Raw genomic sequence first — 19962 nt, 5'->3', positions numbered from 1 at the left:
ACACTGGTAGAAGCTGAAATCCACCCTGTGGTCCAGTCCCTTGAATCGGCAATGCCGTTTGATGTGGCCGCCGCTCTCCGCCAGGAGGGACTTACCGAGGACGATTACCTGGAGATTCAGCGTCGTCTTGGTCGAGATCCCAACCGTGCGGAGCTGGGGATGTTTGGCGTGATGTGGTCGGAGCACTGCTGTTATCGCAATTCCCGGCCTCTGCTCAGTGGTTTCCCCACGGAAGGACCGCGCATCTTGGTGGGTCCCGGAGAAAACGCAGGAGTGGTGGATCTAGGCGATGGCCATCGCCTTGCCTTCAAGATCGAAAGCCACAACCATCCCTCTGCTGTTGAGCCCTTCCAGGGCGCAGCCACTGGTGTGGGTGGCATTCTCCGAGACATCTTCACCATGGGTGCTCGCCCGATCGCCCTGCTCAATGCCCTCCGCTTCGGGCCCTTGGAGGAACCCAGCACCTGCGGTCTCGTTGAGGGTGTGGTTGCCGGCATCGCCCATTACGGCAACTGCGTTGGCGTGCCCACCGTGGGAGGAGAGGTGGCGTTCGATGCCTCCTACAGCGGCAATCCCTTGGTGAATGCCATGGCTTTGGGCTTGATGGAGACCGACGACATCGTCAAGTCCGGCGCCTCCGGTGTTGGTAATCCCGTCGTCTATGTCGGCAGCACCACCGGTCGTGATGGCATGGGTGGAGCCAGTTTCGCCAGTGCTGAACTCAGCGCTGCTTCTTTGGATGACCGCCCCGCTGTTCAGGTGGGTGATCCTTTTTTAGAGAAAGGTTTGATTGAAGCCTGTCTGGAGGCGTTCCAGAGTGGAGATGTGGTGGCTGCCCAGGACATGGGGGCTGCAGGGTTGACCTGCAGCTGCTCAGAGATGGCTGCGAAGGGGGATGTGGGTGTGGAGCTCGACCTCGACAAAGTTCCTGCCCGTGAAGAGGGCATGACTGCTTATGAGTACCTCCTGTCCGAATCTCAGGAGCGCATGTTGTTTGTGGTGCGTGCCGGTCGGGAGGAGCCGCTGATGGAACGTTTCCGGCGCTGGGGCCTTCAGGCTGCTGTGGTCGGTCGTGTGTTGGAGGAACCGGTTGTGCGGGTGTTGCAGCATGGCGAGGTTGCTGCTGAGGTGCCCTCTCGGGCTCTGGCGGAGGACACCCCGATCAACCATCACGAACTGCTGGCTGAACCCCCCGCTGATCTCCAGCAGCACTGGACCTGGTGTGATGCCGATCTCCCTCCGGCGCCTCTTGGCCATGACTGGGGTACTGACCTTCTCAAGCTGCTGGATGATCCCACGATCGCCAGTAAGCGTTGGGTCTATCGCCAGTACGACCAGCAGGTTTTGGCCAACACCGTGGTTCCATCCGGTGGGGCTGATGCCGCTGTGGTGCGGCTTCGACCACAGCAAGGTGAGGCCTCCTTGCAAACCACGGTGCGCGGAGTGGCTGCCACGGTCGATTGTCCCAACCGCTGGGTGGCTCTTGATCCAGAACGCGGCGCCATGGCAGCGGTGGCTGAGTCTGCTCGCAATCTCAGTTGTGTCGGTGCTGAGCCCCTCGCTGTCACCGACAACCTCAACTTCCCCTCCCCAGAGACCGATCGTGGTTATTGGCAGCTCGCCCTGGCTTGTCGAGGATTGTCAGAAGCGTGTCGTGCGCTCAACACCCCGGTGACTGGAGGCAACGTTTCTCTCTACAACGAAACTCGCGGCGACGACGGCATCCTCACACCCATTCATCCCACTCCTGTGGTGGGCATGGTGGGCTTGGTGGACGACATCAATCGGGTGTGCGGTATGGCTTGGCGTCAGCCCGGTGATCCGATTGTGATGCTTGGGGTCTCGGGTGAGCAGCCTGAGGATGATCGGGTCGGGTTTGGGGGTAGCGCTTACCAAGGTGTCATTCACGGCTTGCTCACCGGTCGTCCCCCACGGATCGATCTCGGCTTGGAGGTCAGCGTCCAGGCCCTTGTGCGTGAAGCCATTGCTCAAGGGTTGCTCGCTTCCTCTCATGACTGCAGTGATGGAGGTCTGGCGGTAACGCTGGCGGAAGCGTCGTTAGCTTCTGGGCAAGGCGTTGAGATCAAGTTGGGAGCATCTTCGGCGTCGTTGCAGCGACGTTTGTTTGCAGAAGGTGGAGCCCGCATTGTGGTGTCGGTGAAATCGGAGCGATGGGAGGACTGGCAAGCTTTGCTGTCCTCTGTCGATGTTCCGCTGCAGCGACTGGGATCCGTGGCTGATCATGATCAGCTCTCCATCACCTGTGAGGGGCAGTCTGTGTTGACTCTGTCGGTGGATGCGTTGGCATCCACCTATGAGCAGGCGTTGCCCCGTCGCCTTGAGGCCTCGTGAGCGGCCGTTGGGGCGTGATGCAAAATCATGACGGAAGTCAGAAGTTGAGGCGCCCTGTGCATCAGCCCATCGCAGAGCGACCCGATCGGATGGAGGAGGCGTGCGGGGTTTATGCGGTGTTGGCCGATGGGCAACCTGTTGCCAATCTCACTTACTTCGGTCTGTATTCACTGCAGCATCGCGGCCAGGAATCGGCCGGTATCGCCGTCTTCAATCACGGCAAGGTGCGCTTGCACAAAGACATGGGTTTGGTCAGCCAGGTGTTCGACCAGGACGTGCTGGCGCGAATGCCCGGCAACCTCGCTATCGGCCATAACCGCTATTCCACAACGGGCAGCAGCAAGGCTTGCAATGCGCAGCCTGTGGTGTTGATGACCCGTCTGGGGCCTTTTGCTTTTGCTCACAACGGCAATCTTGTCAATGCCGCTGAGCTCCGGGACAAGCTCGACGATGGCCAGACCGAGTTCACCTCCACCACTGATTCGGAATTAATTGCTTTCGCGATTCAGCAGGCCGTGAACCGTGGGATGGATTGGAAGCCGGCCATCATCGAAGCCGCTGCCATGTGCCGCGGAGCCTTCAGCTTGGTCATCGGTACCGTCGATGCGTTGTATGCCCTTCGGGACAGCTATGGCATCCGACCGTTGGTCTTCGGGCGGTTGGGAGATGCCCAGAGTGGTCACTGGGTGGTGAGCAGTGAAAGCTGTGGTCTCGACATCATCGGTGCAGCCTTTGAGGCCGACGTCGATCCTGGCGAGTTGATCACCTTTCGGCTTGGAGACACTGAGCCCAAGCGGGAGCAATGGGCGGAGCCTTCAGCGCGGATGTGTGTGTTCGAGATGATTTATTTCGCTCGTCCAGACAGTCGCTTCTTCGGTGAGTCGCTGTATAGCTATCGCCAACGGATTGGTCAGATTCTGGCCCGTGAATCGGGTGTTGAGGCTGATTTGGTGATCGGTGTACCGGATTCTGGGATTCCGGCAGCGATTGGTTTCTCTCAGGCCAGTGGCATCACCTTCGCTGATGGTCTGATCAAGAATCGCTATGTGGGTCGCACCTTCATTCAGCCCACTCAGGCGATGCGTGAGGCGGGAATCCGCGTCAAGCTCAATCCGCTGCCGGATGTATTGGCTGGTAAGAGGGTGGTGGTGATTGATGACTCCATCGTGCGCGGTACGACCAGTCGCAAATTGGTGCAGGCTTTGCGTGATGCAGGCGCCACTGAGGTGCACATGCGGATCAGTTCACCGCCAGTCACCCATCCTTGCTTCTACGGCATCGATACCGATACGCAGGATCAGTTAATTGCCGCTCGGTTGACCGTGAAGCAGATCGAGGACCATCTCAAGGTTGACACCCTCGCTTATCTCAGCAAGGAAGGCATGGTTGAAGCCGCTCACGCCAGCTCTGAACATTTCTGCACGGCTTGTTTTGATGGCAGCTATCCCATTCCCATGGATGACTCGGTTCGTTCCAGCAAATTGATGCTCGAACCCTCCGGTGTGGCAGCGTCCAAAGGCTGAGCAAAGGAAGCTTCGATTCGAATCTGGGTAGGGATTTAGCTCAGCAATGGCACCAGCTCGGCGAGGCTTTCATCGCCCTTCAGAGTCAGTTGGCTGGGTTGGTCGAGGTTGTTGCTCAGATTGGCGCTGAGCAGTCGGCCATGGCGGTTTTTGTTGCTGACCACTCCCACAAGCTCTTCGACAGCACAGATGGAAACGAGGCGGTCTGGATCGTTCTCTTTGCTTTCGAGCTGCATGATCATGTCGCCCATATCGCCCCTTTTGCACCGGCGTAAATCGCTCAGTGACAGGCGTATCACTTTCCCCTGACGGCTACCCACAAGAATCTCACCACTGTTTCCTAGTGATTCAGCAGTGTTGTCGTTTTGGGCTGGTTGACTGACTGCCCCGACCAGAGATTCTCCCGGCAGCATTCGCATTGTCATTGGACCCTGAGCCAATTTCCCCATCAATGGCAGCGCTTGTTCCTCGACAGGTAGGCAGAGCACCCTGCCGATGTCGCTGACCAGGGCAACTGTTCCGTCGTCTTCACACACCACAGCCGAGAGCAGCGAGACGCCTTCTTTCAATTTCACGATGCTGGTGGCACGTCCTGAGAGATCCTGTACCTCTTGCAGAGGAAGTCGTTTAAAGCGTCCATCGCTGCTGAGGAGTCCTAAGGAGCGGCAACGGTTGGCGTTGTCGTCGTCAGAGGCCGGCAGGCGCAGCAGGCTGACTACTCGATCGCCTTCCATGGCGGTTGGCAGGAAGCGTTCCAGCCCTCCCGGTTGCTGGCCGGCGAATTCCCAGCGCACCAAGGCCATGCGTCCGCTGCTGGTCACGGCCAGCAATCGGGGCTCAGGCTTGATAGGCAGGATCAGACGGGCCGGAGAGGGTTCATCACCCAGTTCCACTGGTTCGTTCAGATGCAGCCGACCGAGCAGCTGAGGGCTCACCACTTTCACCTGACCATCGGTCTGGATTAGGAGACGTACGTCCGAGGGCAGGGCTCCAAGCGCTTGACGTCGCTGTAGTTCGGCATTGGGGCGCTGACTCGCAGCCTTTTCGGCCAGCAAGTGGTCGCCTCCTTCGATGAGACGGGTGCGTCGCGGTGTGGCGAAGCGTTTTTTCAGTTGCTTCAGTTCCTGCACCATCGCATCGAGCAGTTGATCTCGTTCCTTTAACAGCAGCTGAAGGCGTTCCCGTTCACGGCGCAGATCCTCTGCTTCATTGCGCAGGCTTTCTTGTTCGAGCCCTGTGAGCCGGCGTAAGGGCATTGCCAGAACGGCATCAGCCTGTCGTTCGGTCAGATCGAGATGCACCATCAGGCTTGCCCTGGCGGAGGCGGCATCCTTGGCCTCTTGAATCATGGCGATCACCCGTTGGAGTGAATCCAGGGCCGTGATCAGACCTTCCACGACCTCAAGCCGGTCTTCCGTCTTGCGTAGGGCATGACTGGTACGCCGGATCAGCGTCAGTTCCCGGTATTCCAGGAAGGTCTGCATCAGCTGTCGCAACGACAGCTGTTGTGGTTGTCCATTCACCAGGGCCAGGAGAATGGCGCCGAAATTGCTTTGCAGCGACGTTCGGCGTTGCAATTCGGCGAGCACTTTGTCGGGTTCAGCATCGCGGCGAAGTTCCACCACGACGCGCATGCCTTCGCGATCGCTTTCATCCCGGATGTCGGCAATCCCTCCGATCTTGCCGTCATTGACTTGGTCGGCGAGTTTTTCGATCCAGCCGGCCTTGCTGAGTTGGTAAGGCAGTTCGGTGATGATCACTGCGCCTCGTTTGTGGCGCCCTTTTCCCGGTTGGATTTCCTCGATGTGGGCGACGCCCCGCATCGGAATGCTTCCCCGCCCGCGCAGATACGTTTCACGGACGCCGGTTCCCAGCAGCACCTCACCGCCTGTGGGGAAATCGGGCCCAGGGATCATCGATAGCAGCTTCTCGTCACTTAGATCGGGCTTGCGCACCATTGCGATCAAGCCATCGACGACTTCGCCCAGGTTGTGTGGCGGGATGCTGGTGGCCATGCCCACGGCGATACCGGAGCAACCGTTCAGGAGAAGGAACGGCAGCTGGGCCGGAAGCACCGTTGGTTCTTGTTGGGACCCGTCGAAGTTGGAGGCAAAATCAACTGTGTCATCGCCTATCTCATCGAGAAGGCCTTGATGGGCGATGGGAGCTAACCGCGTTTCGGTGTAACGCATGGCTGCCGGTGGGTCATCGTCCACCGATCCGAAGTTGCCATGGCCATCCAGCAGTGGATGGCGGCTCGAGAAGGTCTGAACCAAGCGCACCAGGGCGTCGTAGACCGCTTGGTCACCATGGGGGTGATACTTGCCCAGCACGTCACCCACCACGCGGGCGCATTTGCGATAGGGGCGGTCTGGGGTGAGCCCCAGTTCATGCATCGCAAACAGGATGCGGCGCTGCACGGGTTTGAGACCGTCACGGGCATCAGGAAGCGCCCGACCCACGATCACGCTCATCGCGTATTCGAGGTAGGAGCGCTGCATCTCTTGATGCAGGGCGATCGGTTGAACGCGCTCCTCTGCCATCCGTGTCTGGAACTACCGAGGCCGAACGGGGCTCAGCCTACAGATGTCTTTCTGTTTGAACAGCCCTGTTCAAGGACTGCTGGAGGGATCCGCATTGGCTTGGGCACGTTCAACCGCCGTTTTAAGCCCGGGGTTGGTCAGCAGATCTCGGGTGGCGAGGCGCAGGCTGAGACCCCAGAGTTGCTGCTTCTGATGATCAGGCAGAACGTAGTTGGGATCTTGTTTTAGGGCCTGTTGAGCAAGAGTGATCGCTTCTTCATCTCCGTCTTTCTGTCGATTCAGAGCTGCGGCCAGGGCCAGCATCGGTTCGGCGTTGCGTTCGATTGTTAGGACATGGCGCCAACGCTGGATCGCTTCTCGCGTGTTCCCCATTTCGAACAACACGATGCCCTGGTTGTTCAGCGCTTCCCAGAATGTTGGTTTGAGGGATGACGCCTTTTCAAAGGCGCTGAGGGCGGCACGGAATTCGGTTTGCATCACCCGTGCATTGCCAAGGTCGAAGTAGGCACTGGGGTTCTTCGGATCCAGCTTTAGCCCTTGGTCCAGGAGCGGGATGGCATCCTTCGGTCGATTGTCCCGAAGGGCTAGAGAGGCTTCGGCAAACCAGAGTCCTGCATTCTTGGGGTCGAGTTTTTTGGCGCGGGCCAGGGAGTCGGCGGCCGGTTTGAGCTGTTTGCTGCGTAGCTGGGCTTCTGCCAGCACGGCCCATAAGCGTTCATCATTCGGACGCAGGCGTACGGCCAGGGCTGCGAGTCGGGCTGCTTCCTCGGGTTGTCCCAGGCTCAGAAGTTGGGCGGCGGTTCGGCCGATGCCGATGGCTGAACCCTCCAATTCCTGGGCACTGGGTAGGTAAACCGTGGGTACAAGCGCCTGAGCGGGCAGTGTGCTGATGCTGCTGGCCATCGACAGCACCAGGGCTGAGCACCACCAACGTTGACGTCTCCCCATCACCTTGATCCAGATTTGTCCAGCGTAGGCACGTCCTTCGGCTCTGCCGCGGCGGCATTTCGGCGCCACATCCAGGGTTTAATCCGGCGCAGTGCCGAACCGCGCAGTTGCTCTTGCCAGGTGGCGTCATCCCATGACATCGCCTGTTCACGGCTGAGATCAAGCATCCATTGGCGTGGTTGCAGATCTGGATCGTCGTTGCTCGGTATGTCGCCTCGATTCCAGGGGCAGACGTCTTGGCAGATGTCGCAACCAGCCACCCAGGGGCCCATCGCTGCCTTGATTGTTTCGGGTAGCTCGGCGTCTCGATTTTCAATCGTGTGATACGCAAGGCAGAGCCCTGAATCGACCACGAACGGTTCTCGGATCGCCTGGGTCGGGCAGGCCTCCATACAGAGCGTGCAGCGACCGCAAAGGGGTGCTGCGGGGGGATCGGGGCTGAGCTCGATGTCGCAGAGGAGATGGCCAATCACCATCCAGGAGCCGCGTTCGTGGTGGATCAGGTTGCTGTGCTTTCCGATCCAGCCCAGGCCAGCTTCTTCCGCCCAGGCTTTGTCCAGCAAGGGATCGGCATCCACACAAGCCCGCCAGCGGGTGCCAGGTTTCTGGCTTTCCAGCCACCGTCCCAATCGTTTCAGTCGTTGGCTCACCACCCGGTGGTAGTCCCGCCCCCAGCCATAGCGCGCGATTGCCAGACGGCCTGGCATCCGTTCCTGTTTCACGTGGTAGTTGAGGCCTACGGCCAGCAAGCTTGTAGCGCCCTCCAGCAATTGAGTCGCATCCTTTCGTCGCGGTGCTGCCATCCAGCCCATGTCGGCTTGGTACCCCGCGTCCAGCCACCGTTCCAGAGCTGCGCTGCGTAAGCGCAGCCGAGCGCTTCCTGGCAGTCGGGCGATTCCGACGGGTTCGAATCCCTGTGCTCGGGCCTGATGCTTCAGAGCGCTGCTGAGTTCCTTCTGAGCAGACAGAGCCTCCACGGAAACTGACTCTAAAGTTGGGCACCTTCTGGCAGTTTGCCGTGTCTGCTTCAGCTACGGGTCTTTCCTCCAACCTGCGCCTGGCGGCCGTGCTTCGCTGGCTCGGCATCACCCTCGTGGTGCTGCTGATTCTCCAGCTTGTGGTGATCTTCAGTGCTGCTGAATGGAGTGATCCAGCGTTTCAGCAGGTGCTGATTGAGCGCCTGGTGAATCAGGCACCGATGGGTTTGGTGGGTCTGATGTTGATGTTGATTGGTTCGCGCCTTGATCATCCAGGTGCTGCGCGCACGCCGATTCGCTGGGTGGTCTGCGTCCTCTCCTCTTTGCTCACAATCGCCCTGATCGGTGTCGTCCCCATGGCGATCACCGGTAACCAGACCCTTGCTGGTCAGGCTGATCAGACCCTCGAGCAAAAGCGTGGTCAGTTGGAGATGGCCCGCCAGCAGTCCAAGGATCCTGAAGGCGTGAAGATGTTGGGTGAACAGCTGGCCCAGGCTGGGCAGCTGCCTGCAGGTGCCAGCGATGACGACAAGACCAAGGCTGCCCAGAGGTTTATTGATGGTCAGCTTGCTCAGATGGACGACCAGATCCAGCAGGCTGAACGCCAGCGCAATCTGGCTGTGAATCAGCGGCGCTTTGGGGGCACTTTCAGTGCGGTCGTTCTGGCTGTGGCCTTTGTGCTGCTTGCTCTCGCCTCGGTTCTATGAAGGCGGGTTTTCGCTGGCAGCTGGTTAGGTTGGGCAGATCACGTCGGCTCCAAGCCCTGGTCGTTCCTTGGTGCAGTCCAACCCCAGACCTGATCTGCCGCTCGGCGACAGACTTCAGAAGGATCTGAAAAATGATCTGATCGCCGGTCTGCTGGTGGTCATTCCGCTTGCCACCACGATTTGGTTGGCGACAACGGTCAGCCGCTTTGTACTCGCGTTTTTGACGTCGATTCCGAAGCAGTTCAATCCTTTTATCACCCTCAATCCGCTTCTACAGGATCTGATCAACCTGGCGCTGGGTTTAACGGTGCCTCTGCTCGGGATCTTGTTGATCGGCCTGATGGCTCGCAACATCGTTGGCCGCTGGTTGCTTGAGTTCGGTGAGGGGACCTTGCAACGCATCCCCCTGGCAGGCTCCGTTTACAAGACGCTTAAGCAGTTGCTTGAGACCTTTCTGCGAGACAACTCCAGTCGTTTTCGCCGGGTTGTCCTCGTGGAATATCCCCGTGAAGGACTCTTCAGCGTGGGATTCGTTACCGGAGTGGTTGGTCCTTCACTCCAGGCCGATTTGAAAGAACCGTTGCTCAGCGTCTTCATTCCCACAGCTCCCAATCCCACCACTGGCTGGTACACCCTGGTTCCTGAATCCTCGGTGCGGGATCTCGAGATCTCGGTGGAGGATGCCTTCCGAACGATTATTTCGGCTGGCATCGTCAATCCCGATGAGCGGGAGGCTCCGGTCAATCGCAGTTTTTCAAGTCTGATCTCCCAGCTGCGAGCATCGGTATCCCCCTCGTCGTCCACGTCAGGGGTCTGACCCATCCCTTCGTTTTTTACTTGCTTTCATGCAGTCCCGTTCTCTAGCCCGTGAGCTGGCACTGCTCGTGCTTGGTCAGCTCTCTGATCGTGATCATCAGGATGCTGCGGATTTGCAGCTGGATTCCGTTCTCCAGAAAGCTCTTGAGACTTTGCAGCAGCATTGGCGAGAGTCGCTTGATGCCTCGGCTCAGGATCTTGAAAAGGCTCAGCAGTCTCTGCTCGATAGTGAGCTTCAAGATGGTGGCGATCACAGTTCATCCGTGGTGCGGGATCACCTCAAGGCCGCGCTGACCACCGCTGAACAGGTGTTGAACAGTCTCTCCGGAAGCCTGGAGCTGCCGCGTCTGCTTGCCTTGGCTGATCAGGAGACCGTGCGCCACGGAGCAATGCGTCGGGTCAGTCTGGTGTTGGAACAGCGGAGTGGCATCGATGCTCGTCTAGACGGGGTAATGGAGGGTTGGCGTTTGAGTCGTTTGCCCCGCATCGACCGTGACATCTTGCGCCTGGCCGTAGTTGATCTCACCAGTTTGAAGACACCTTCCGCTGTCGCCTGCAATGAGGCGGTCGAACTCGCTAACCGCTACAGCGATGATCAAGGTCGTCGCATGATCAATGGCGTTCTGCGGCGTCTGCAGAATGCGGCTCCGGCTTCATCCGCAGGCTCCTGATTTCGTTTCGCTTCGGCAGTTTCGATGGTTTTCGACTGGTTCCAGCGTCGCTCCGCTCAACCCGAGCCGACTCCAGCGGAGAGTGACCCGGCATCACCGATCGAAAGTGATGGCGAGGCACCAGAGCCTTCCGCATTAGACGAGCCGGCCAACGCACAATTACCTGAGCCTGAGCCCAGTATCCCTGCATCACAGCCATCAGTTGCGGCAGTGGATCAGGCAGTGGATGAGGCAGCTCCAACAGCTGCCGAAGCTGCGTCGACCGCTGATGTGGACGACGATCCCTTGGAATGGGCTCGTCAGGCCTATGCCCGTCTGAAGGCGCAGCAGGCGGCAGAAGCCGAACAAATTCAGACGCCCGTCGCGCCAGAGCAGCCTTCACCAAAGCAGCCTTCACCAGAGCAGCCCTCAGCTGAAGAAGTGTCTGAGGTGGCCTCACCTGAATCACCGGTGAGCACCGCTTCGTCTGCCACTCCGCTTTCGACCCCGATTGTCACTCCGGAGTCCAGCAGCACTCCCGCACCAAGGCTCTCTCTTCTCGAGCAGGCCGCCGCTGAGCGGCAGCAACGCCAGCAGGAGCTTGAGGCCCGTGCCACGTCCGCACCGGTGTCGATGCCTGCACCGGCAGCTCCCTCGGTTGAGCCTGTTCTGGCTGATGGTTCTGATCAACCTCAGCTTGGCGAGTTCGATGACAGCTTCACTTGGTCTGCCGAGGTTTTGGCGGCCCAAGGTCGTGAGGCCGAGCAGGTCTCGCTTGAGGAAATCGACTGGCTCGTTCGCCTTCGTCGTGGCCTGGAAAAAACCCGACAAGGCTTTGTTACTGGTCTTCTCGACAGCCTTGGGGATGATCCCCTCACCCCTGAGGTGGTGGATGACCTTGAGGCCCTTCTGCTCCGTGCAGATGCTGGTGTTGTGGCGACCGATCAGGTGATGGAGGCGCTCAGAAAACGCCTCAATGAAGAGGTGGTGGATCCCAGCGAAGGAATCCGTTTCTTAAAGGAGCAGCTGCGAAACTTGCTGGATGAGCCGATTCAGGCCAGTGGCTTTGAGCTACTTGCCCCTGAGCGCGGGCGTCTGAATATCTGGTTGATGGTGGGTGTCAACGGAGTTGGTAAGACCACGACCCTTGGCAAGCTTGCCAACCTGGCGGTGCGTAGTGGTTACAGCGCCATGATCGCCGCTGCGGATACGTTCCGAGCTGCTGCAGTGCAGCAGGTGGAGGTGTGGGGGCAACGCAGCGATGTGCCCGTGGTGTCCAATCCCACAGCCAACGCCGACCCTGCTGCTGTGGTGTTCGATGCGATCGGAGCGGCCCGCTCCAAAGAGACAGATCTGCTGTTGGTCGACACTGCTGGTCGTCTGCAGACAAAGCACAATTTGATGGAGGAGCTTCAGAAGATTCGGCGCATCGTTGATCGTTTAGCTCCGGAATCGAAGGTGGAATCTCTCCTCGTCCTTGATGCCAGTCAGGGTCAGAACGGGTTGAAACAGGCGCTGGCTTTCGCCAAGGCTGCTGATCTAACGGGGGTGGTGATCACCAAACTCGATGGAACCTCCCGCGGTGGAGTGGCTCTGGCTGTTTCCTCTGAGGCGGGTCTTCCGATCAGGTTCATCGGCGCCGGAGAGGGAATCCGTGACCTTCGACCGTTCAACAGCTTTGAGTTTGTGGAGGCTTTGTTGGCCGGCCGCTGATCGCCGTAGCTAGCGTTCGCGCACTGCCATGGACGGCCGTGAGCAGCAAGTCAACCCGTCGCCATTCCACGCCGCATCAACGCAACGTGGCTCAGCCCTTAACGGCGACTGCTTCGCTGCGAGAACTGTTCGACAGCTTTTCCAGGGAGCAGCGATCCAGCCAGGAGCTTCTGGCCTCTTTGGGATTTGCCCTGCGTAGCTTCACCAACCTGCATCGCTTCTTGGAGTTGGTGCCTGTGGTGGCCTCCCGCCTCGTGGGTGTTGACGGTTCCCTGCTGGTTCCTTTTACAGCTGATGGCAGGATCTGGCGCGAGCAATTGCAGATGTTGCCGGATCAGCGGTCTCCAGAGCTGTTGCGACAAATCGCTGCCTTTGATCCGGGCACAGCGGTGGGCTTCGGTTCGGATGAACGCCAGGTGCTCGCTCTCGACCATCTAGTCCAGCGCCATCTCGGCCGGGCCGGTCTGTTTGCCACATCTCTGGTGGCTCGCGGCCGTCAGCGGGGCCGTCTGTATGTGTTCAGCAGTACCGGTCCTCTGGTTTGGAGTGACGTGCACCGGCGCCATGTGCAACTGGTGGCTGATCTCACTGGTGTCGCTGTCGAACACGACTTGATGCTTCAGGAAGCGCGCCGTCATGAGCGTGTGGATCGCCAGCTCAGCATTGGTGCCGAAATTCAGGCGCAATTGCTTCCCGATCATTGTCCGGTGATCGAAGGGGTGGAGCTTGCCGCTCGTTGTCGTCCCGCCTTTCAGGTGGGTGGTGACTACTACGACTTCATTCCCACGCGTCCGGAGTTGATGGGTCGGCGCCGTGAGCGTGGACGCTGGGCTCTGTTGATGGGTGATGTGATGGGGAAGGGAGTCCCCGCCGGTCTACTGATGACCATGCTGCGCGGGATGTTGCGGGCCGAGGTTCTGAGCGGCCTGCCTCCTGATCGGATCCTCCACGATCTCAACCAGCTGGCCCAGGAGGATCTGGCTCAGTCGCACCGTTTTGTCACGCTGTTCTATTCCGATTTCGATCCCCGTACCCGACGCTTGCGCTTCGCCAATGCTGCCCACAATCCGCCCCTGATTTGGAGGGCGCAGCAGCGCAGTATCAGTCGGTTGGATGCCCCGGGTCTGCTGATTGGTTTGCAGGCGGAGGCGGAATACGGTTGTGGTGAGGTGGTGCTTGAACCTGGTGATGTGCTGCTCTATTACACCGATGGGGTGACCGAGGCACCTGGGATCACAGGCGATCGCTTTGATGAGGAGCGTCTGATGCGCAGCCTTGAGGCGGCTTGTCGATCCGGCACCGGGTCTCAGGGCATCCTCGATCAGCTCTTCACCCGTCTGGATCGCTTCGTTGGAGTGGATCGCCAGCTGGAAGATGATGCCTCGATGGTGGTGATGAAGGTCCCGGAGGAGGTGATGTTGCCTTCTGTTCCCCGGGCTGCGCTCTGATTGTTCGGCACCGTTGGGATCCCTCGGCCTGACAAGCTGACTGCACGCTGAGCTCGGATGACGGTATGGCTGGGGGAGTGACGGGTGGAGGCTCCGGCACCTGGAGTGACCGCTTTGATCAGGGCCTCCACCCTGCGATCGAAAGGTTCAATGCCTCGATCGGGTTCGACATCACTCTTCTTCAGGAGGATCTCGACGGTTCCATCGCCCATGCCCGCATGTTGGCGGAATGTGGTGTGATCAGTGCGGAAGAAGCCAGCCAGCTCTGCGCAGGGCTGGAGACGATACGCGATGAGGCCGCGGCCGGATCCTTCCGTCCCGGCCTTGCGGATGAGGACGTTCACTTTGCCGTTGAGCGGCGTTTGATCACCCTGCTCGGACCGGTCGGAAAGAAGCTTCATACCGGTCGCAGTCGTAACGACCAAGTGGGTACCGACCTGCGCCTTTGGTTGCGCCGTCGTCTTGATGAGCTGAACGATGGCGTTCTCCGTTTTCAGCGGGCGCTGCTGCAACAGGCCTTGGATCAGCGCACCACTTTGATCCCCGGCTACACGCACCTGCAGCGGGCACAGCCCGTTTGTCTGGCGCATCATCTTCTTGCTTATGTGGAGATGCTGGAGCGTGATCGCCAGCGCCTGGCTGATGTGCGCGGCAGGGTCAATGTTTCACCACTTGGGGCTGCAGCTTTGGCAGGGACTCCGGTGCCGATCAACCGCCGCAGCACAGCCGAGGCCCTTGGTTTCGAGGCGATCTATGCCAACAGTCTTGATGCTGTTAGTGACCGAGATTTTGCTGTTGAGTTCGCATCGGCTGCGGCGCTGGTGATGGTGCACCTCAGTCGTCTTGCGGAAGAGGTGATTTTCTGGGCGAGTGAGGAGTGTGGCTTTGTGCGACTCAGTGATCGCTGTGCCACCGGCAGCAGCCTGATGCCCCAGAAGAAGAATCCTGATGTGCCCGAATTGGTGCGGGGTAAGTGCGGGCGCGTTTTCGGTCACCTGCAAGGTTTGCTGACGATGATTAAGGGTCTTCCCCTCGCGTACAACAAGGATTTTCAGGAAGACAAGGAAGCCCTGTTCGATCTGGTTCGCACCACATCCGATTGTCTTGAGGCGATGGCGATCCTGATGGAGGAAGGAGTCGAGTTTCGTCCTGAGCGGCTCGAACGTGCGGTGGCGTCTGATTTTTCCAATGCCACGGATGTCGCTGATTATCTGGTGGCCCGCGGTGTGCCTTTCCGGGAGGCCTACCAATTAGTCGGGGCCGTGGTCAAACGCTGTCTGCAGGACGGTGTGTTGTTGCTTGATCTCAGCCTCGAGCAGTGGAAAAGCTTTCACCCAGTGTTTGAGGCGGATCTGTTCGAGGCTCTAGCTCCGCGTCAAGTGGTGGCGGCCCGCGTCAGTGAAGGTGGCACTGGTTTTGTGCGTGTTGAGGAACAGTTGAAACGTTGGGAATCGCGGTTGGCATGAAGGTGGATGAAACGAAGTGACTGACTAGGTCTACGCTGAGTAGGCCAAAGGCCATTGATTCCTTTCCGGAGCATGAACCGATGGCAGGTCAGGTCCCATCGGTCCCCTTCATCAACGGTCCACTAGGAAAGTGAGCATCTTCGTCGGCAATCTGCCCTTCCGCGCTGAGCAGGAAGACATCATTGAATTGTTTGCGACCCATGGCGAGGTCTCAAACTGCGCCCTTCCCTTGGAACGGGACACCGGTCGGAAGCGTGGCTTCGCCTTCATCGAAATGGTCGATGAAGCTGCCGAAGACGCTGCGATCGAGGCGCTCCAGGGTGTTGAGCTCATGGGTCGTCCCCTGAGGATCAATAAAGCCGAGCCTCGAGGCAGCGCTCCACGTCGTGGCGGGGGTGGTGGCTATGGCGGCGGTGGCGGTGGCGGTGGCGGTGGTTACCGCGGTGGTGGTTCGGAAGGAGGTGGTTACCGCAGCGGTGGCGCTGGTGGTGGCGGTTATGGCGGTGGCTCTGGCGCCCGTGGCTGGGAAGATCGCAGTTACGGCGGTGGCGCTGGTGGCGGCGGCGGAGCTGGTGGTCAGTCCACTGACTATGACGACGGTCGCAGTCGTCGCCGTCGCAGCGGTGCTGGTGGTGACAGTTACGGCGGTGCTGAGGGCTGATCTCTGCTTTTACAGCCCGGCATCAAGCAGTTGGCGGGCTGCTTCCTCCAGCACCGCGATGTCAGCCCCACGGCGTTGAGCTTTGAGACCGAGGTTGCGTCTCCAGTGTCGGGCTCCAGGGACTCCTTCCACCAGTTGCACCAGATGCCGGCAGAGGTCCCAGAGCCTCCCGCCCCGTTCGAGATGGGCTTGGGCATGGGGGATCAGGCCAAGCACCACTCCTGAGGCGGTGATGTTGCGCTCACTCTCGCCGTAGATCAGTTGGTCGACACATCCCCAACGCAGAGGATGGGCATAGGCCGATCGCCCCACCATGGCGCCATCACAGCTGCGCAGTGCATCCAGACACTGTTCCGGGGTGTCGAGTCCACCGTTGAGTTCGATCGTCAGCTCGGGTCTGCGTTGTTTCAGGGCGATGACCCGGTCATGTTGCAGCGGTGGAATTGTGCGGTTCTGTTTGGGGTCGAGTCCCTCTAGCCAGGCTTTGCGGGCATGAATCGCGAAGCGTGAGGCACCGCCGGCAGCAACCAGGTCGACAAAGGTCTCGAGCAGGGCATCACTATCGAGGTCGTCGATGCCCACACGGTGTTTCACGGTCACCGGCAGCGCGGAGGCCTGGCACATCGCTTCTACGCAGCGAGCGACCTGTTCTGGTTCCGCCATCAGGCAGGCACCGAAATTGCCTGCTTGGACCCTGGGGCTAGGGCAGCCCACATTGAGGTTGATCTCGTCGTAGCCCCAGTCGGCAGCCATTTTTGTGGCTTCAGCCAGCAGGTCGGGGTCATCCCCCCCGACCTGTAGGGCAATGGGATGTTCCACCGGATCGAACGCCAACAGGCGTTCCCGACGCTTGCTGTGGTGCAGGGCTTGAGCGACCACCATCTCTGAATAGAGCAGAGCTCGGCGGCTGATCTGCCGCATCAGCACTCGGAAGTGTCGATCGGTGCAGTCGAGCATCGGCGCGACGCTGAACCGCCAGGCGGGTTCCCGATCAACAGGGGGTGGGGAATCCATCGCTCCATTCTTCCCTTCCCTTGGATCGAAGCACTTAGATAAGGGGTGTTGATCGATTCATGCCTGAAGCCATGGCCTCTTCACTCCAGCACTGGTGGCTCAGTCGCCGTTCCCTGCTGCTAACGATTTTGGCGGGATCGGTCGGTCTGTTCAGGTCGCCGAAGCCGGTGCTGGCTGCCTCCAAGGCTGATGAAACGGCCTGGGATCTCAGTGATGCGGAGTGGAAGCGCCGCTTGTCTCCGGAGGCTTATCGCGTTTTGCGACAGGAAGGAACGGAACCACCGTTTAGCAGTGCTCTCAATGATGAAAAGCGACCAGGCACCTTTCACTGCAGTGGTTGTGATCTGCCTCTGTTCTCCTCTGAGGCCAAGTTCAACAGCGGCACCGGCTGGCCCAGCTTTTGGCAGGCACTGCCTGGGGCGATCGCCACAAAGATAGATTTCAAGCTGATCATTCCCCGCACCGAATACCACTGCCGTCGCTGTGGTGGTCATCAGGGCCATGTGTTTAATGACGGGCCCAAACCCACCGGCAAGCGTTTCTGCAACAACGGAGTCGCACTGCGATTCCAGCCCTCCCCATGATTTGATTGTGATCGGTGGGGGTCCCGCCGGTTTCATGGCAGCGATCACGGCGGCGGAGCAGGGCTGCCAGAGAGTGCTGGTGCTGGAGGCCACACCGGACCCGTTGACCAAGGTTCGGATCAGCGGAGGGGGCCGGTGCAATGTCACCCATGCTTGCTGGGATCCCCGGGAACTGGTTGGTCATTACCCACGCGGTAGCCGCCCACTGCGCGGGCCGTTCAGCCGTTTTGCCTGTGGTGATGCCGTGGGCTGGTTCTCAGACCATGGCCTGGAGCTGGTGGAGGAACCCGATGGCCGCATGTTCCCCCAGGCCAACCGTTCCGAGGCGGTGATCGATTGCCTGCTCAAGGCTTCCCGTGCAGTTGGTGTGGCATTGGAATGCCGTGCTCCGGTGCGCAGCTTGGAGACCACCCAAGCCGGTTTCGTGGTGCATGGTTCTGGTGGTCGGGTCTGGCGTGGCTGCAGGCTGTTGCTAGCCACCGGTGGCCACCCCAGTGGCCGACGCTTTGCTCAGCATTTGGGGCATGGGGTGACGCCTCCGTTGCCTTCCTTGTTCACGTTGGCTCTGGAAGCACCTGCGATTACGGCTTGCAGTGGGATCGCTCTTGATGATGTCAGCCTCGAAGTGAAATGTGAGCAGCAGCGTTTTCGGCAGACCGGTCGTGTGCTGATCACTCATTGGGGTCTCAGCGGACCCGCCACCCTGCGCCTGAGTGCTTTTGCAGCGCGCGCTTTGCACGGCCAGCGTTATCGGGGCGCCTTGCTAGTGCGCTGGGTTGGGGGCTACACACTGGATCAGGTCGCCTCTGAGTTGGCGCAGTTACGCCGGCAGCAGCCACGACGCAGTTTGGCGGTGGCAAGGCCTTGGCCTGAACGCTTGCCGCGTCGTCTCTGGTTGGCTTTGCTCTCGCAGGTGGGGGCCGACTCGCAGCGGCGCTGGGCTGATTGTCCCGGGAGCTGGGAGCGGGCTTTGGCCCAGGCTCTCACCGCAAGTCGTTACCCGATTCGCGGTCGCGGTCCGTTCGGGGAGGAGTTCGTCACAGCTGGTGGTGTAGATCTCGGGGAGATCAATCTGGCCACGATGGAGAGTCGGCGGGTGCCTGGTCTTTATCTCGCTGGTGAGCTGATGGATGTTGATGGGGTCACCGGAGGTTTCAATTTTCAGCACTGCTGGAGCAGCGGCTGGCTGGCTGGTCAGGCCATTGCCGCGTCTCTGTCTTGATCGGAACGGCCTGCATCGCTGTGAAGGCGATGCAAGCTCAGTTGATTTGATCGAACACGGTGAACATCGGTAGATACATCGCCAGCAGAATGGAGCCAACGATGCCGCCAACGACCACGATCATTGCCGGTTCGAGCATGGAGGTGAGGGCCTTGACCGCTGCCGAGACCTCGTCTTCGTAGAAGTCGGCCACCTTGCCCAGCATCTGATCCATCTCACCGGTTTCTTCGCCGATGGCCAGCATGCTCAAGGCCATATCGGGCAGAACTTTTTGACGGATCAGGGCTGCACTCAGCAGCACCCCTTCCTGCACCCGGTTGCGAGATTCAAGAATCGCGTCGGAAATGATCGCGTTGCCGGCGGTTTCGCTCGAGATCTCTAATGACATCAGGATCGGAACTCCTGCCCGGGTCAGGGAGCTGAAAATCCGACAGAACTGGGCGGTGGCCGTTTTCATGATCAGATCCCCAAAGAGAGGCAGTTTCAGCATGAGGCGATCGATCACACGTCGCCCGTTGTGCGTGGCGTAGTACCGGCTGATCAGCCAGATCCCTATCAGCCCGGCGCCGGCAATCAGCAGGGACACAGACGATCGCAATAAGGCGCTTAAATCCACCATCAGCTGAGTGAACAGTGGTAGCTCTGCTCCAAGGTCTTCAAAGATTCCCGCGAAGGTTGGAATCAAAAAGATCGTCATTCCTAGAAACACCAGGATGGCGATGGCCAGAACGGCGACTGGATAGCCCAGGGCTCCTTTGATCTGGTTCTGCAGCCTGGCGTTGTCTTCAAGCAGCTTGGCTAGACGTTTCAGTGATTCGTCCAGGACGCCTCCTGCTTCACCGGCTTCGACCATGGCAATGCTGAGCTTGTCGAACACCTTCGGCCATTGGCGCATGGCAGTCGCCATGGCCGTGCCTTGATTCACATCCAGGCCGATCTGCAGCAATGCTCGCTTGAACATCGGCAGTCGCTGCTGGCTGGCCATCAGATCCAGGCTGCGCACAATCGGCACCCCTGCATCCACAAGTGCCGCCAGCTTGCTGGCAAAAACCGCCTTTTCTCGCACCCCGGGTGCCTTTTCAAAGGCGGCACTTAGATCGAAGGTGAGCATGGTTTGCAGGCCGCCTTTTGCCTGTCCTTCGCTCGTGTTGTTGGAGTTGCTTCCACGCTTCCGTGGCCTTCCACCTTGGTCGGTTGGCTCCTCCATCTGAACCGTTGTGGCCTTGATGCCCCGCCGACGCAGCAGCTTGCGCGCCGTCGCCAGATCAGGAGCTTGGATCCGCAGGGTGCGGTCTCCTCCACTGGTGGCCTGATAGGTGGCAACGAAGCTGGCCATGG

Annotated in this window: 16 protein-coding genes; 11 read left to right on the top strand and 5 right to left on the bottom strand. The window is 59.6% G+C overall.

Annotated features, from left to right (window positions below; genetic code table 11):
* The first annotated feature begins 51 nt into the window (after positions 1-51).
* Both purL and purF read left to right on the top strand, forming a co-directional pair.
* Positions 52-2352 (top strand): phosphoribosylformylglycinamidine synthase subunit PurL, encoded by a 2301-nt coding sequence (gene purL, locus DXY10_RS10265; RefSeq protein ID WP_115019036.1) that lies wholly within the window; start codon positions 52-54, stop codon positions 2350-2352.
* Between the two features lie 17 nt (positions 2353-2369).
* The gene (gene purF / locus DXY10_RS10260) at positions 2370-3875 is read left to right on the top strand and encodes an amidophosphoribosyltransferase (RefSeq protein ID WP_115019182.1); all 1506 of its coding nucleotides are present in this window, start codon (positions 2370-2372) and stop codon (positions 3873-3875) included.
* 35 nt (positions 3876-3910) lie between these two features.
* On the opposite strand, the gene DXY10_RS10255 is transcribed toward purF, so the two are convergent.
* The 3 genes from DXY10_RS10255 to queG form a co-directional block, all read right to left on the bottom strand.
* On the bottom strand, positions 3911-6418 hold the full coding sequence (locus DXY10_RS10255) for a DNA topoisomerase (ATP-hydrolyzing) subunit A (RefSeq protein WP_115019034.1): 2508 nt from the start codon (positions 6416-6418) through the stop codon (positions 3911-3913).
* Positions 6419-6487: 69 nt separating this feature from the next.
* Complete coding sequence (locus DXY10_RS10250; RefSeq protein WP_115019032.1) at positions 6488-7366, bottom strand: tetratricopeptide repeat protein; 879 nt, start codon at positions 7364-7366, stop codon at positions 6488-6490.
* Positions 7366-8343, bottom strand: coding sequence for a tRNA epoxyqueuosine(34) reductase QueG (gene queG, locus DXY10_RS10245; protein ID WP_115019030.1), 978 nt, complete (start codon positions 8341-8343; stop codon positions 7366-7368). The genes DXY10_RS10250 and queG overlap by 1 nt, the downstream gene beginning before the upstream one ends.
* A gap of 41 nt (positions 8344-8384) precedes the next feature.
* Here queG and DXY10_RS10240 point away from each other — a divergent pair, with 41 nt between their 5' ends.
* The 7 genes from DXY10_RS10240 to DXY10_RS10210 all read left to right on the top strand — a co-directional run bounded on the left by DXY10_RS10240 (position 8385) and on the right by DXY10_RS10210 (position 15804).
* The gene (locus tag DXY10_RS10240; protein WP_244282225.1) at positions 8385-9050 is read left to right on the top strand and encodes an HpsJ family protein; all 666 of its coding nucleotides are present in this window, start codon (positions 8385-8387) and stop codon (positions 9048-9050) included.
* A 67-nt stretch (positions 9051-9117) separates the two neighbouring features.
* A complete protein-coding gene (locus DXY10_RS10235; RefSeq protein WP_115019026.1) occupies positions 9118-9867 on the top strand; it encodes a DUF502 domain-containing protein in 750 nt (249 codons plus the stop codon).
* A 28-nt stretch (positions 9868-9895) separates the two neighbouring features.
* Positions 9896-10537, top strand: a complete 642-nt coding sequence (gene nusB / locus DXY10_RS10230; protein WP_115019024.1) for a transcription antitermination factor NusB — start codon at positions 9896-9898, stop codon at positions 10535-10537.
* 24 nt (positions 10538-10561) lie between these two features.
* Positions 10562-12229, top strand: coding sequence for a signal recognition particle-docking protein FtsY (ftsY, locus tag DXY10_RS10225; RefSeq protein WP_115019023.1), 1668 nt, complete (start codon positions 10562-10564; stop codon positions 12227-12229).
* 38 nt (positions 12230-12267) lie between these two features.
* The gene (locus tag DXY10_RS10220; protein ID WP_115019021.1) at positions 12268-13677 is read left to right on the top strand and encodes a PP2C family protein-serine/threonine phosphatase; all 1410 of its coding nucleotides are present in this window, start codon (positions 12268-12270) and stop codon (positions 13675-13677) included.
* 65 nt (positions 13678-13742) lie between these two features.
* The gene (gene argH / locus DXY10_RS10215; protein ID WP_115019020.1) at positions 13743-15143 is read left to right on the top strand and encodes an argininosuccinate lyase; all 1401 of its coding nucleotides are present in this window, start codon (positions 13743-13745) and stop codon (positions 15141-15143) included.
* A 130-nt stretch (positions 15144-15273) separates the two neighbouring features.
* Positions 15274-15804: an RNA-binding protein gene (locus DXY10_RS10210; protein ID WP_115019018.1), complete on the top strand. Its 531-nt coding sequence runs from the start codon at positions 15274-15276 to the stop codon at positions 15802-15804.
* A 9-nt stretch (positions 15805-15813) separates the two neighbouring features.
* On the opposite strand, the gene dusA is transcribed toward DXY10_RS10210, so the two are convergent.
* Positions 15814-16818, bottom strand: coding sequence for a tRNA dihydrouridine(20/20a) synthase DusA (gene dusA, locus DXY10_RS10205; protein ID WP_115019017.1), 1005 nt, complete (start codon positions 16816-16818; stop codon positions 15814-15816).
* 71 nt (positions 16819-16889) lie between these two features.
* On the opposite strand from dusA, the gene msrB reads away from it, so the two are divergent.
* Positions 16890-17402 (top strand): peptide-methionine (R)-S-oxide reductase MsrB, encoded by a 513-nt coding sequence (gene msrB / locus DXY10_RS10200; protein ID WP_115019180.1) that lies wholly within the window; start codon positions 16890-16892, stop codon positions 17400-17402.
* A 34-nt stretch (positions 17403-17436) separates the two neighbouring features.
* Positions 17437-18624, top strand: coding sequence for an NAD(P)/FAD-dependent oxidoreductase (locus DXY10_RS10195; protein WP_244282223.1), 1188 nt, complete (start codon positions 17437-17439; stop codon positions 18622-18624).
* Between the two features lie 37 nt (positions 18625-18661).
* Here DXY10_RS10195 and DXY10_RS10190 read toward each other — a convergent pair whose 3' ends face one another.
* The gene (locus DXY10_RS10190; RefSeq protein ID WP_115019014.1) at positions 18662-19960 is read right to left on the bottom strand and encodes a type II secretion system F family protein; all 1299 of its coding nucleotides are present in this window, start codon (positions 19958-19960) and stop codon (positions 18662-18664) included.
* Positions 19961-19962 lie beyond the last annotated feature (2 nt).

Origin of the sequence: Synechococcus sp. UW140 (assembly GCF_900474295.1) — a bacterium.
In the GTDB taxonomy this organism is placed as follows: Bacteria; Cyanobacteriota; Cyanobacteriia; order PCC-6307; family Cyanobiaceae; genus Synechococcus_C.
Note: the sequence above shows the minus strand (reverse complement) of the source record. Positions and strands in the feature narration are given on the sequence as shown.